The organism is Streptomyces sp. VRA16 Mangrove soil (genome assembly GCF_017377775.1).
GTDB lineage: Bacteria > Actinomycetota > Actinomycetes > Streptomycetales > Streptomycetaceae > Streptomyces.
Genome location: NZ_JAFVLN010000020.1, coordinates 126422 through 139434, shown reverse-complemented (window position 1 = coordinate 139434; position 13013 = coordinate 126422). Strand labels below are relative to the sequence as shown.

General features: G+C 72.4%; 11 protein-coding genes. 6 read left to right on the top strand and 5 right to left on the bottom strand.

What is annotated here, in order from left to right:
* Positions 1–502 precede the first annotated feature (502 nt).
* The 4 genes from J3486_RS37650 to J3486_RS37635 are packed head-to-tail and all read right to left on the bottom strand — an operon-like array spanning position 503 to position 4541.
* Positions 503–1744, bottom strand: coding sequence for an MFS transporter (locus J3486_RS37650; RefSeq protein WP_207828359.1), 1242 nt, complete (start codon positions 1742–1744; stop codon positions 503–505).
* Complete coding sequence (locus J3486_RS37645) at positions 1741–3114, bottom strand: GH1 family beta-glucosidase (protein ID WP_207828357.1); 1374 nt, start codon at positions 3112–3114, stop codon at positions 1741–1743. The genes J3486_RS37650 and J3486_RS37645 overlap by 4 nt, the downstream gene beginning before the upstream one ends.
* A gap of 45 nt (positions 3115–3159) precedes the next feature.
* Entirely contained in the window at positions 3160–3426 is a 267-nt protein-coding gene (locus J3486_RS37640) for a protealysin inhibitor emfourin (protein WP_207828356.1), read from the bottom strand.
* Positions 3427–3452: 26 nt separating this feature from the next.
* Positions 3453–4541, bottom strand: a complete 1089-nt coding sequence (locus tag J3486_RS37635) for a M4 family metallopeptidase (RefSeq protein ID WP_207828354.1) — start codon at positions 4539–4541, stop codon at positions 3453–3455.
* Between the two features lie 290 nt (positions 4542–4831).
* Here J3486_RS37635 and leuA point away from each other — a divergent pair, with 290 nt between their 5' ends.
* From leuA to J3486_RS37605, 6 genes are all read left to right on the top strand, one after another.
* A complete protein-coding gene (gene leuA, locus J3486_RS37630) occupies positions 4832–6553 on the top strand; it encodes a 2-isopropylmalate synthase (RefSeq protein ID WP_207828352.1) in 1722 nt (573 codons plus the stop codon).
* Positions 6554–6751: 198 nt separating this feature from the next.
* Positions 6752–7456, top strand: coding sequence for a TerB family tellurite resistance protein (locus tag J3486_RS37625; protein ID WP_207828350.1), 705 nt, complete (start codon positions 6752–6754; stop codon positions 7454–7456).
* Between the two features lie 147 nt (positions 7457–7603).
* A complete protein-coding gene (locus J3486_RS37620) occupies positions 7604–9688 on the top strand; it encodes an MMPL family transporter (protein WP_207828349.1) in 2085 nt (694 codons plus the stop codon).
* Positions 9689–9765: 77 nt separating this feature from the next.
* A complete protein-coding gene (locus J3486_RS37615; protein WP_307805104.1) occupies positions 9766–11028 on the top strand; it encodes a histidine kinase in 1263 nt (420 codons plus the stop codon).
* Positions 11025–11729 carry a response regulator transcription factor gene (locus J3486_RS37610; protein WP_207828347.1) on the top strand — a complete coding sequence of 235 codons (705 nt, stop codon included), beginning with the start codon at positions 11025–11027 and terminating at the stop codon, positions 11727–11729. Before J3486_RS37615 ends, J3486_RS37610 begins: the two co-directional genes overlap by 4 nt.
* 17 nt (positions 11730–11746) lie before the next feature.
* Entirely contained in the window at positions 11747–12280 is a 534-nt protein-coding gene (locus J3486_RS37605) for an isochorismatase family protein (RefSeq protein ID WP_207828346.1), read from the top strand.
* Here J3486_RS37605 and J3486_RS37600 read toward each other — a convergent pair.
* Positions 12277–12627 carry a VOC family protein gene (locus tag J3486_RS37600; RefSeq protein WP_207828345.1) on the bottom strand — a complete coding sequence of 117 codons (351 nt, stop codon included), beginning with the start codon at positions 12625–12627 and terminating at the stop codon, positions 12277–12279. The genes J3486_RS37605 and J3486_RS37600 overlap by 4 nt on opposite strands.
* Positions 12628–13013: the final 386 nt, after the last annotated feature.

The window sequence follows — 13013 nt, the reverse complement described above, 5'->3', positions numbered from 1 at the left end:
CCACGGGCGCGGGGCTGTGTCTACGTGCGGCTCCGCCGCGCGGGCGCGACGGGCTGTGGTCGTGCCCCGCAGGGGCGCGGGGCTGTGTCTACGTGCGGCTCCGCCGCGCGGGCGCGACCGGCTGTGGTCGTGCCCCGCAGGGGCGCGGGGAACTGCGCGACCAGCCCCCACCGGAGCGGTGGTCGGCGATGGCGCGACCGGGACCGAGCTGGAGGCCGGTTGGAGCGCTCGCCCCGCGCCGGGGTGCCGCCTTGCCCACCCTGCCGCCCATGGCGGCAGATTGCCCAAGGCGGCCGTGGCGGGCGGCAGATTGCCCAAGGCGGGTGGGGGCGGGCGGCAGGCTCCCCGAGGCGGGTGGGGCGGGCGGCAGGCTCCCCGAGGCGGGTGCGGCGGGCGGCAGGTTGCCCGAGGCGGCGGGGGACGCGGCAGGCTGCCCGAGGCGGGTGCGGCGGGCGGCAGATTGCCCAAGGCGGCGGGGGGACGCGGCAGGTTGCCCGAGGCTTCAGGGGATGGATTTGATGCGGGTGACCAGGAGGGACCCGGTCAGACCCACCGCCGCCGCCACCAGATACAGCACCCGGTACCCGCCCAACTGATTCACCAGCGGAGCGGCAAGCGCGGGCGCCGCGACCTGGGGGAGGGAGTTGGCGATGTTGATGATGCCGAGGTCCTTGCCGCGGTCGAGGGCCTTCGGCAGCACGTCCGTCATCAGCGCGAAGTCGACCGAGGTGAACACCCCGAAGCCGACCCCCAGCACGGCCGCCGCCACGATCGCGCCGGGCCACGTCTGCCACCCGGCGAGCATCCCCGTGGCCACCGCCATCAGCACCCCGGACCAGAGCACGAACGGCTTGCGGCGGCCCACCCGGTCCGACCACACCCCGCCGACGACGACGGTGGCGAGCAGCGTCACCCCGTTCACCGCGGTCAGGATCAGCACCCCGGAGTCCGGATCGGCGTAGTCGAGGCGGTCGCGCAGGTAGTAGAAGAGGTAGAGCAGGACCAGCGCGTTGCCCAGGTTGATCAGGAACCGGGTCAGCCAGGCCCAGGCCAGGTCCGGATAGGTACGCGGGGCGAGCCGGAACCCGCCGAGGAAGCGCCGCCACGACCACGCGGGCCGCGCCTCGGCGGGCAGCCGCAGATCCGCGTACCGCAGCACGTACGGCGCGATGCCCACGACCGTGAACAGCGCGCACGCCGCGTACCCGGCCCGCACCCCGCCCGTCACCGTGGCGAGCCCCGTCCCGACGACCACTCCGAGGATCTGCGCCGCCCCCAGCCAGCCGCCCACGGCGCCCCGCTGGAGCCGCGGCACCCGGTCCGGGACGGCGGCCGTGACCGCCGCGAACGCCGCGTTCAGCGTCAGCTGCACCAGACACCAGCCGCCGGTCAGCAGCGCCACCGAGTCCGCCCCGCCGAGCAGCAGCAGCGACAGCGCGCCGCCCGCCGTGCCCGCCACGATCCACGGCGTACGCCGCCCGAACCGGGACGTGGTGCGGTCCGAGACCGCGCCGAAGAGCGGGTTCGCGGCCAGCGAGACGAACGCGCCGACGCCCGTCACCCACGCCAGCAGCGACTCCTTCGACAGGCCCGTGCCCGGCGCGATGTGCTCCGCCTGCCGGGCGAGCAGGATCTGCAGCGGGCCGTACCAGCCCACCCAGATCGCCCCGTTCGCGAGCGACAGCGCGGCCGTCCAGCCGCGCCCGACCCGGTCGGCCGGTTCCTGGAGCGCCGGGTCGGTCATGCCCCGCGCGCCGCGAGCGCGTCACGCAGCCAGTGGTACGAGGCTTTCGGGGTGCGGCGCTGGGTCGCGTAGTCGATGTGGACGAGGCCGTAGTGCTGCCGATAGCCCTCCGCCCACTCGAAGTTGTCCATCAGGGACCAGACGAAATAGCCGCGCACGTCGACCCCCTGCTCGACCGCCCGGTGCAGCGCCCGCAGATGCCCGTCGAGGAACCGGATCCGCTCCGGGTCGCTCACTCCGTCGTGGCTGCACCCGTTCTCGGTGACGACGATCGGCGGCAGCCGGTCGCCGTAGCGCTCACGCATCCCGACGAGGAGCTCGGTGAAGGCCTCGGGCACCACCGGCCAGCCGTGGTCGGTGACCGGATAGCCGGTGATCTCCCGTGGCGCGAAGGGGAGTTCGGAGGGGAGCGTGAGTCCGCCGAACTCGGTGCCGGCACCGCTGTCCCCACCCGGCGCGCCCACCAGGGTCGGCTGGTAGTAGTTGACGCCGTACCAGTCGACGGGCGAGGAGATGATCCGCAGGTCCTCCACCGGATCGGCACTCGGCATCAACTCGCCGATCCCCTCCGGGTACCGGCCGAGGACGACCGGGTCGCAGAAGAGCCGGTTGAGCAGGACGTCGTAGAAGTCGGCGGCCTCGGCGTCCGCGGGCTCCTCGGACGCCGCCCAGGTCGGGCCGTGCGAGTTGGCGATGCCGATGTCCCGGACGCCCGCCGCGCGCAGCGCCCGCACCGCGAGCCCGTGCCCAAGGAGCTGGTGGTGGGCGACGGGGAGCGCGTCGAAGAGCAGCTTCCTGCCGGGCGCGTGCTCGCCGATGGCGTGCCCGAGCAGGGTCACTTCCGCGGGCTCGTTGAGGGTGATCCACCGGGTGACGCGGTCGCCGAGGCGGGCCACGACCGTGGCCGCGTACTCCGCGAACCGGAAGGCCGTGTCGCGCGACTGCCAGCCGCCCGCCTCCTCCACCGCCAGCGGCGTGTCCCAGTGGAAGAGCGTCGGTACGGGCCGTACGCCCTGGGCGCACAGTTCGTCGACGAGCCGGTCGTAGAAGTCGAGGCCGCCGGGCGCGAGCACCCGTGGCCAGGAGACCGAGAAGCGGTACGCGTCCACGCCCAGGTCGCGGACGAGCGCCACGTCCTCCCGGTAGCGGGCGACGTGGTCGCAGGCCACCTCCGCGGTGGAACCGTCCTTCACCCGCCCCGGCTCGGCGGTGAACGCGTCCCACACGGACGGTTCGCGCGCGGCCACGGCACCCTCGATCTGATGGGCCGAGGTGGCCACGCCCCACAGGAAACCGGGCGGGAACACCGGAACGGAAGGTGACGGCAAGGGTGGTGACGGTATGTCAGAGGCGGCCATGGGCGCGATCATCCGTACCTGCCGGTAGGAAGTCAACGCCCAGGCCGCACAAGGAAGTTACGCACCCTCTTTCATGACACGGGTGATCAGCCTGCGCTGGTCGTCGGTGAGCCGGGGGTCCGCGCAGTACACGGTCGTCCCGTTCACGCTGATGGTGTAGCTGAACCCGTCGGGCACCCCGATGGGCGGCGTGTGCCGGCCGGCGGCCAGCGCCTTCTCCACCAGGGCGTGCCACTCCTGGGCGTCGGCGCGGCCCGCCGTGTCGATCTCGGCGTGCCGCTCGATACCGGCGAAGCCGCCCGTGCGCGAGACGTGAATACGCATGGGTTCCTGTCTACTCCCCGGCGTTCTCAAGCGGTAGGCACCCCGACCTGCTCCCAGGCCTTGAGCACGGCCTGGTACTCCTCGCCGGCCTGGTAGCGGTCCTTCGCGGCCTTCAGCGTCGCCTTGGCGAAGTCGGCGAACAGGCAGTCCGGCTTCAGCTCGCCGCCGGTGAGGGTGTCGTACCAGATCTGCCCGGCCCGCTCCCACGCGTGCCCGCCGAGCGACTCGGCGAGGATGTAGAAGGCGTGGTTGGGGATGCCGGAGTTGATGTGCACCCCGCCGTTGTCCCGGCCGGTCTTCACGAAGTGCGCCATGTCGGCGGGCTGCGGGTCCTTGCCGAGCACATCGTCGTCGTACGCCGTGCCGGGCGCCTTCATGGAGCGCAGGGCCACGCCCGTGACGCGCGGCGCGAGCAGCCCGGCGCCGATCAGCCAGTCGGCCTCTGCGGCGGTCTGGCCCAGCGTGTACTGCTTGATCAGCGAGCCGAAGACGTCGGAGACCGACTCGTTCAGGGCGCCCGGCTGGCCGAAGTACGTCAGGTTCGCCGTGTACTGGGTGACGCCGTGCGTCAGCTCGTGGCCGATGACGTCGACGGGGATGGTGAAGTCGAGGAAGATCTCCCCGTCACCGTCGCCGAACACCATCTGCTCGCCGTTCCAGAAGGCGTTGTTGTAGTCCTGGTCGTAGTGGACCGTCGCGTTCAGCGGCAGGCCGTTGCCGTCGATCGAGTAGCGGGAGAACTTCTCCAGGTACAGCTCGAAGGTCGCGCCCAGGCCCGCGTACGCGCGGTTGACGGTCGCGTCCTTGCCCGGCTTGTCGCCCTCGCCGCGGACCTTGCGGCCCGGCAGCTGGGTGGTGTGCCGGGTGTCGTAGATGGTGCGGTGCGGCTTCTGTTGCGCGGCGGCTTCGGCGGGCGGCGCCAGGGCGGGCGCGCCGAGCACGGTCGTCAGGCGGCGGTGCGTGCGCTCGAAGGAGTCGCGCTCCAGGGACTTCCGGGCCTTCGCGGCGATCGAGGAGTCCGACGCCCGGGTGATCCGGTCCTGGATGTGGGGCGGCACGATGGTGCAGAAAACGGGCTCGAACCCCGTCGGGTTCCCCGTTGGGTTGGCGGTCATGCGCAGCAATGTGGCACTGGGTCATGCCGCTGTCACTACCTGCAACCATGATTAGTGAAATAGAGGGATTGATCACCCCGCACCCGTTACCTCCGGGCGGTCCCGCATACTGATACGGGCCTTTGCATCCGGCGCGGCTCGGCTAAGGTGCTGTGCATCATGCGTTACGGGCTGCTTCTCCTTAGCTGCCGCGGCGAGGGCCTGTAGTCGAGGCCGACCCCCTCCCCGCGGAGTTTGGCGTTGCGCCGTCGGCCGACTGAACCGGCCACCTCTGAGGAGCCCCACGCATCATGCCGAACCACCAGCAGCCGAGCAGCATGCCGATCCACAAGTACGGCCAGTACGACGCGGTCGACATCCCGGACCGCACCTGGCCGGACCAGCGGATCACCACCGCCCCCCGCTGGCTCTCCACCGACCTGCGCGACGGCAACCAGGCACTGATCGACCCCATGTCGCCCGAGCGCAAGCGCCGGATGTTCGACCAGCTGGTCAAGATGGGCTACAAGGAGATCGAGGTCGGCTTCCCCGCTTCCGGGCAGACCGACTTCGACTTCGTACGTTCGATCATCGAAGAGCCGGGCGCCATCCCGGACGACGTGACGATCTCCGTACTGACCCAGGCCCGCGAGGACCTGATCGAGCGCACGGTGGAGTCCCTGAAGGGCGCCAAGCGCGCCACGGTCCACCTGTACAACGCCACCGCGCCCGTCTTCCGCCGCGTCGTCTTCCGCGGCTCGAAGGACGACATCAAGCAGATCGCGATCGACGGCACCCGTCTGGTCATGGAGTACGCGGAGAAGCTGCTGGGCCCGGAGACGGTCTTCGGTTACCAGTACAGCCCCGAGATCTTCACCGACACCGAGCTGGACTTCGCCCTGGAGGTCTGCGAGGCCGTCATGGACGTCTACCAGCCGGGTCCGGGCCGCGAGATCATCCTCAACCTGCCCGCCACGGTGGAGCGTTCGACGCCGTCCACGCACGCGGACCGCTTCGAGTGGATGAGCCGCAACCTGTCGCGCCGCGAGTACGTCTGCCTGTCGATCCACCCGCACAACGACCGCGGCACCGCCGTCGCCGCCGCCGAGCTGGCCGTCATGGCCGGCGGCGACCGCGTCGAGGGCTGCCTGTTCGGCCAGGGCGAGCGCACCGGCAACGTCGACCTGGTCACCCTGGGCATGAACCTGTTCTCGCAGGGCGTCGACCCGCAGATCGACTTCTCCGACATCGACGAGATCCGTCGTACGTGGGAGTACTGCAACCAGATGGAGGTCCACCCGCGCCACCCGTACGTGGGCGACCTGGTCTACACGTCCTTCTCCGGCTCCCACCAGGACGCCATCAAGAAGGGCTTCGACGCGATGGAGGCCGACGCGAAGGCCAAGGGCGTCACCGTCGACGACATCGAGTGGGCCGTCCCGTACCTGCCGATCGACCCGAAGGACGTCGGCCGCTCCTACGAGGCCGTCATCCGCGTCAACTCGCAGTCCGGCAAGGGCGGAATCGCGTACGTCCTGAAGAACGACCACAAGCTGGACCTGCCGCGTCGTATGCAGGTCGAGTTCTCCAAGGTCATCCAGGCCAAGACGGACGCCGAGGGCGGCGAGGTCACGCCGAAGGACATCTGGAACGTCTTCCAGGACGAGTACCTGCCCAACCCCGCCAACCCGTGGGGCCGCATCCAGGTCAAGACCGGCCAGACCACGACCGACACCGACGGCGTCGACACGCTGACCGTCGAGGCCGAGGTGGACGGCGAGGAGAGGGTCCTGGTCGGCACCGGCAACGGTCCGATCTCCGCGTTCTTCCACGCGCTGCAGGGCATCGGCATCGACGCCCGCCTGCTGGACTACCAGGAGCACACGATGAGCGAGGGCGCCTCCGCCGTCGCCGCCTCGTACATCGAGGTCGCCATCGAGGACAAGGTTCTGTGGGGCATCGGCATCGACGCGAATACGACACGTGCGTCGCTGAAGGCCGTCGTCTCCGCGGTCAACCGCGCCTCCCGCTGAGGCAGTTGAGCCCGAGCTGAGCTGGCATTTCGCGGCCCCGTACACCTTTTCCCGGTGTGCGGGGCCGCGTCGCGTCTCGGCCACCGTCACAGGATCTCCGTGACCTGGGCGTGACCAAGGTGCTGACGCCACCTCAACAATGTGGCTAACATCACGCCAACGCCGCGATGTTGCGGTGCCGTTACGGAGGTGTGCGACGTGCTGCCGGACAGGGGACGTATGCGACGGGCCGGGATCTCGCGGGTCCTGGGCATGCACACCACATGGACCACCGTGGGCGACGGGGAGTTCTTCTGCCCCGGCTGCGGTGGCGACCGGAACTATCAGCGGCGCACCGGGCGGCGGCGGCTCGTCGTGCTCGGGGTGCCGGTGCTGCCGCGCGGCGAGACCGGGCCCGTCGTCCAGTGCGCGGCGTGCGAGGGGCGCTTCGGCACGGAGGCCCTCGATCACCCCACCACGCACCGGTTCTCCGGGATGCTGCGGGACGCCGTGCACACCGTGGTGCTCGCCGTGCTCGCCGTCGGCGGGGCGCCGTCGCGCGAGGCCCTGGAGTGCGCGGTGGGCGTGCTGCGCGGGGCCGGGTTCGAGGACTGCACCGAGGTGCAACTCGGGGCGCTCGTCGAGGCGTTGGTGACCGATGCCGGGCGGTTGCCGGAGCATGCCGGGGCCGGGGCGGGGGCCTCGCTCGCCATCGAACTGCACGAGGCGCTCGATCCGCTCGCCGCGCACCTCGCCCCTGCCGGGCGTGAGTCGATTCTCTTGCAGGGGGCGCGGATCGCTCTCGCGGACGGGCCCTACTCGGCCGGGGAGCGGGACGTTCTCGGGACCGTGGGGGCCGCGCTCACCATGTGCACCGACGAGGTGGGGCAGCTGTTGGTGGCTGCCGCGCGGGCGCCCAGGTGACGGGCGCTCGACTACTCCCCGGGGAGTAAGGCGCGGTCCCCGCCACCCTGCGCAGTAGGCCCCGGTTCGATCGGTGGGCGGACGTTCGTGGGGATCTCGGGTCGGAGTCTGGTCGTACGGACTTCGAGACGAGAGAGGGGCCCACCCATGGGGGGACTGCCGAGGAAGTTGCCCTGGACGTTGTTGGCTCTGTGGATCGGTGTCATCGCGCTCGCGATGCCGTTCGCCGGGAAACTCGGCGACGTCCAGCACGACCGGGCCGTCGACTATCTTCCGGCCAGTGCCGACTCCACGCAGGTCGCCAGGATCCAGGACCGGCTGCCGGGCGGGGAGACCACCGAGCTGGTGGTCGTCTATCACCGGGACGGTGGGCTGACGGCCGCGGACAAGCGGGTCGCCGGACGGCAGATCGCCGCTGTGGAGCGGGAGTTGAAGCTCGTCGCCGCGCCCGAGGCCGTGCCGAACAGGAGCGGCGACACCCTGATGTACCCCGTCGCCAGCAACGCGCCGGGACAGGACGAGAAGCTCCGCGACACCTTCGTCAACGACGTACGGGATCGCGCGCACGGCACCGACACGGCCGCCGGGATGAAGGTGCAGGTGGGCGGGCCCGGGGCGCTGGCCACCGATGCCAGTGAGGTGTACCAGTCGCTGGACGGGCCGCTGCTGTACACGACCGTCGCCGTGGTGGCGCTGCTGCTGATCCTGATCTACCGCAGCCCGTTCCTGTGGCTCGTGCCGCTCGCCGTCGCGGGCGTCGCCGACTTCCTGTCGATGGGCGTCGCGTACGGGCTCAACCAGGCGTTCGGCACCACCATCAGCGGCCAGAGCTCCGGCGTCATGACCATCCTCGTCTTCGGGGCGGGCACCGACTACGCGCTGCTCATCGTGTCCCGGTACCGGGAGGAACTGCGCCGGTTCGAGCGGCCCTACGATGCCATGCGCGCCGCCCTGCGCGGCTGCGGGCCCGCCGTCCTCGCCTCCTCCGCGACCGTCGCCGTGGGCCTGTCCTGCCTGCTCGCCGCGGACCTCAACTCCTCGCGCGGCATGGGGCCGCTCGGCGCCGTGGGCGTGCTGTGCGCGCTCGTCGCCATGCTGACGCTGCTGCCCGCCGTGCTCGTACTGCTCGGGCGGCGCGTGTTCTGGCCGATCGTGCCGGCGTTCGGGTCGCGGCCCAAGCAGCGCAGGTCGCTCTTCTCCGTCATGGGCGCCTCCGCGGGACGCAGGCCGCTCGCCGTCCTCGGCGTCGGGACCGTACTGCTCGGCGCGCTCGCCCTCGGCGCGCTGAACCTGCCCGGCAGCCTCAAACAGGAGGACTCCTTCACCTCCACCCCGGAGTCGGTCGCCGCGATGAAGACGCTGGCCGCCGCCTACCCGGACACCGGCACCCAGCCGATCACCGTCATCGCGCCGACGCGCAGTGCCGGCAGGGTCGTCGAGGAGGTCCGCGGCACCGAAGGCGTCGCCGACGTGGAGCGGGGGCGCAGCGGCAGCGGCTGGACCGAGATCAGCGTCGTCGCCGAGGGGGCACCGCAGAGCGCCGCCGAGACCGCCACCATCACGGCCCTGCGCGACCGGATCGACGGACAGGGCGCCTACGTCGGCGGGCCCAGCGCCGAACAGCTCGACCTGAAGGACACCAACGCCCGCGACCGGCTCGTCGTCGTCCCGATCGTGCTCGCCGCCGTGCTGCTGATCCTGGTCGCGCTGCTGCGCTCGCTGATCGCGCCGCTGCTGCTGCTCGCGGCCGTGGTCGCCGTGTGGGGCGCGGCCCTCGGCATCGGCGGGCTCGTCTTCGGACCGCTCTTCGGGTTCGCGGGCACCGACCCGGGGCTCGGGCTGCTCTCCTTCGTGTTCCTCGTCGCCCTCGGCGTGGACTACGGGATCTTCCTCATGCACCGGATGCGGGAGGAGGTGCTCGGCGGCGCCGAGACCGGGGCCGCGGCGCTCACCGCGCTGCGCACGACCGGCGGGGTCATCGCCTCGGCCGGACTCGTGCTCGCGGCGACCTTCGCCGTGCTCACCAACATGCCGCTGGTCCAGCTCGTCGAGCTCGGCTTCGTCATCGCGGTCGGGGTGCTCCTGGACACCTTCCTCGTCCGCACCTACCTGGTCACGTCGGCCGGCCTCGCGCTCGGCCGCAGGATGTGGTGGCCGGGACCGCTGTCCCGTACCGCACCGGCGACGCCTCCCGCACCGTCCGCCGAGCGGCCGGTGACCGCCGGCCGATGACCCGCACCCGGCGCACCGGGCGCCCCCGCCTCGTGCGGGGGCGCCCGGTGCGCGCAGTCCTGACGGAAGATGGACCGGTGGACGTCTCCCGCATACTCCTGCTGCCCGGCACCCACCCGGGCACCGCACACCACCCGGCAGGGCCGCCGGACCCGGCCCGCGTGCTGCGCCAGGACGCGCTGCTCGCCGCCGCGATGGCGGTCGCCGCGGTGTGCCTGGCGCTCGGCGTGCACGGCGACGGCCGCGCGCCCGACGCCGTCGGCTGGGCGTTGCTGCTGGCCGCGCACATCCCGCTGATCTGGCGCCGCAGGGCCCCGCTCGGCTCCTTCCTCGCGATGGTGGCGTGCGTCGGCCCGTACCACGCGCTGAACTACGACCACACCGCGCCGATCGTCGCGTCCCTGGCCGCCCTGTTCACGGTCGCCATGGCCGGGCGCCCGCGGCGGTCCGTCGTCATCGGCGCCGCGGTCATCGGGCTGATGCTCACCGTGAAGTTCAGCAAGGGCATGGCCGAAGGCGCGCAGGCGCTGCGGATCACCGGCTGGATCATCACCGTCATCCTGCTCGGCGTGTACGCGCGCGTGCACCGGCAGTACGTCGCCTCGGTCCTGGAACGCGCCGAGCGCGCCGAACGCACCCGCGAGGAGGAGGCCAGGCGCCGCGTCGCCGAGGAACGGCTGCGCGTCGCCCGCGATCTGCACGACCTGCTCGCGCACAGCATCACCCTGGTCGGCGTCCAGACGTCGGTCGCCGCCCACGTCCTGCACGCCGACCCGGACCGGCTCGACCGGGCCGCCGTCGCCAGGGCCCTCGACGACATCGCCGACACCTGCCGGGCCGCCCGCGGCGAACTCCGCGCCACGCTCGAAGTGCTGCGCTCCTCACCGGAGGAGGCCCGCGGGCCCCTGCCCGGCCTCGACGGGATCCCCGAACTGCTGTCCGCGGCACGCACGGCGGGCGCCACCGTCGTCGCGGACCTCGACACCCCGCAGGTGCCGCCCGCGGTGGGCGCGGCCGCGTACCGGATCGTGCAGGAGGCGCTGACGAACGCCGTCCGGCACGGCGGGCCCGGCCTCACGGTGCGGGTCGAGGTCAGGGCGGGCGACGGCGGGCTGGCGGTGACGGTCGCCGACGACGGCCGCGCCGCACCACAACTCCCGCTCCAGAAGGGCGGGTTCGGGCTCGTGGGGATGCGGGAGCGGGCGCGCAGCGTGCTGGGGACACTGGAGGCGGGCCCGAGGGAGACGGGCGGCTTCGAGGTGGCGGCGACGCTGCCCCTGCCCGCCCGCGCCACCGGCGACGACCACCCGAAGACACCGCGGAAGGACCCGGCCCGATGACCGCGACGACCCCGGCGGCCCCGACGCCCGCCCCCATCCGCGTCCTGCTCGCCGACGACCAGACCCTGGTCCGCGCCGCGTTCGCGATGCTCGTCGAGTCGGCCCGCGACATGGAGGTCGTCGGCCAGGCGGGCACCGGCCGCGAGGCCGTGGACCTGGCCAGGACGGCCCGCGCCGACCTCGTCGTCATGGACATCCGGATGCCCGACCTCGACGGTATCGAGGCCACCCGGCTGCTCGCCGCCGACGAGGACCTGGCCGGGGTGAAGGTGCTGATGCTGACGACGTACGACACGGACGAGCACGTCGTCGAGGCGCTGCGCGCCGGCGCGTCCGGCTTCCTGGTCAAGGACACCAGACCGGCCGATCTCCTCGACGCGATCAGAACGGTGGCGGCGGGGGAGTCCCTCCTCTCGCCCGGCCCGACGGCCCGGCTGATCGCCCGGGTGCTGCGCGCCCCCGAGATCCCCGCGCCGGAGAGCGGCACGCTCGGCCACCTCTCGGACCGCGAACGCCAGGTGCTCACGCTCGTGGCCCGCGGCCTCAACAACACCGAGATCGCCGACACGCTCGGCCTCAGCCCGCTCACCGCGAAGACCCACGTCAGCCGGATCATGGGCAAACTGGCGGCCCGCGACCGGGCCCAACTGGTCATCCTGGCCTACGAGTCGGGCCTGGTGACCCCCCTCACGCCGCCGTAGCCGCATACAGTGCCCGCATGGATCACCGCCCCGCACTGCTCGTCGTCGACATGCACGCCGCCCTGCTGCCGATCATGCACCGGCCCGGCGAGACGGTCGCCGTCATCGCCGGGCTGCGGCAGCGGGCCCGGGCGGCCGGAGTGCCGGTCGTCACGGTGGGCCAGCTCGGCGGCGGCCCGGTGGTCGCCGAACTCGCCCCGGAGCCGCGCGAGTCGGGGGTGGTGCCGGGGGAGGTGCGGGTGGAGAAGACGACGGCGGACGCGTTCCTGCGCACGGACCTGGACACGACGCTCCGCGGCCTCGGTGTGACCGAGGTCCTGGTCACCGGCTTCGCCACGGAGAACTGCGTGGAGACGACGGCCCGCCAGGCCCTCAGCCACGGCTACGACCTCGTCCTCGTCGCGGACGGCCACACGACGTCACTGCGCCCCGACACGACGGATTTCGTCCCGCCGGCCCAGGCGATCGCCCACCACAACGAGATCTACCGCCACATCGACTTCCCCGAGCGCCGGGTGCGGGTGCTCCCGGCGCAGGAGATCGACTTCTAGGGCGTGTGGGCGGTGGGGTGCAGCGGCTCGTACAGCCCGATCTCGCCGCCGCCCGGCAGCCGCAGCGCGGTCAGCCTCCCCCACCGCAGTTCCTGCACCGGCTTGGTGAACTCGACGCCCTTCACGGCGAGTTCGGCGACGGTGGCGGCCAGGTCGTCGCACATCAGCATCAGCTCGCTCGCGGGCGCGCCGTCGGTCGGATGCACGGCGACCTCGGCGGGCGGCGCGGCGAAGATCATCCACCCGCCCCCGGCATCGACGGACGGCCACCCCAGCACGTCCCGCAGGAACCCCCGGTCGGCCTCGGCATCGGCGGAGTACAGCACGGTATGAGCACCAGTGATCATGTGCGGAGGGTAATGGCCCCGTCGGGGGCGCGGGGAGCGGCGCGACCAGCCCCCACGAACCCGCACCCGAAGGGCGAAGCCCGAAGACGGGACGGGGAGGAGGGCGCGACCAGGCCGTGACCTCAGCCACTAACGCACGCGTGCTCACCGACGCGTCCACGGGGTGATGGCACCGCAAGACATGCCCGCTCCCCACCGCCCCGCCCACCCCGGGCATCGCCTCCGCGCACACGCCGTCGGCCCGCCGGCACCGCGTACGGAACGGACACCCCGAAGGCGGCTTCGTGGCCGACGGCACCGGCCCGCCCGGCGTCCAGGAGGCGATGGCCACGCACTTCCGGGGGATCGAGAAGCGGGCGGAGAGCGAGACGCGCAGGGTGGGGTGA

What these genes read in the sequence shown, in the direction of transcription:
- J3486_RS37610 (WP_207828347.1), top strand. Translation starts at nt 11,025, where the DNA reads ATGACCGCGACGACCCCGGCGGCCCCGACGCCCGCCCCCATCCGCGTC.
- J3486_RS37650 (WP_207828359.1), bottom strand. Translation starts at nt 1,744, where the DNA reads ATGACCGACCCGGCGCTCCAGGAACCGGCCGACCGGGTCGGGCGCGGC.
- J3486_RS37640 (WP_207828356.1), bottom strand. Translation starts at nt 3,426, where the DNA reads ATGCGTATTCACGTCTCGCGCACGGGCGGCTTCGCCGGTATCGAGCGG.
- leuA (WP_207828352.1), top strand. Translation starts at nt 4,832, where the DNA reads ATGCCGAACCACCAGCAGCCGAGCAGCATGCCGATCCACAAGTACGGC.
- J3486_RS37600 (WP_207828345.1), bottom strand. Translation starts at nt 12,627, where the DNA reads ATGATCACTGGTGCTCATACCGTGCTGTACTCCGCCGATGCCGAGGCC.
- J3486_RS37620 (WP_207828349.1), top strand. Translation starts at nt 7,604, where the DNA reads ATGGGGGGACTGCCGAGGAAGTTGCCCTGGACGTTGTTGGCTCTGTGG.
- J3486_RS37645 (WP_207828357.1), bottom strand. Translation starts at nt 3,114, where the DNA reads ATGATCGCGCCCATGGCCGCCTCTGACATACCGTCACCACCCTTGCCG.
- J3486_RS37635 (WP_207828354.1), bottom strand. Translation starts at nt 4,541, where the DNA reads ATGACCGCCAACCCAACGGGGAACCCGACGGGGTTCGAGCCCGTTTTC.
- J3486_RS37605 (WP_207828346.1), top strand. Translation starts at nt 11,747, where the DNA reads ATGGATCACCGCCCCGCACTGCTCGTCGTCGACATGCACGCCGCCCTG.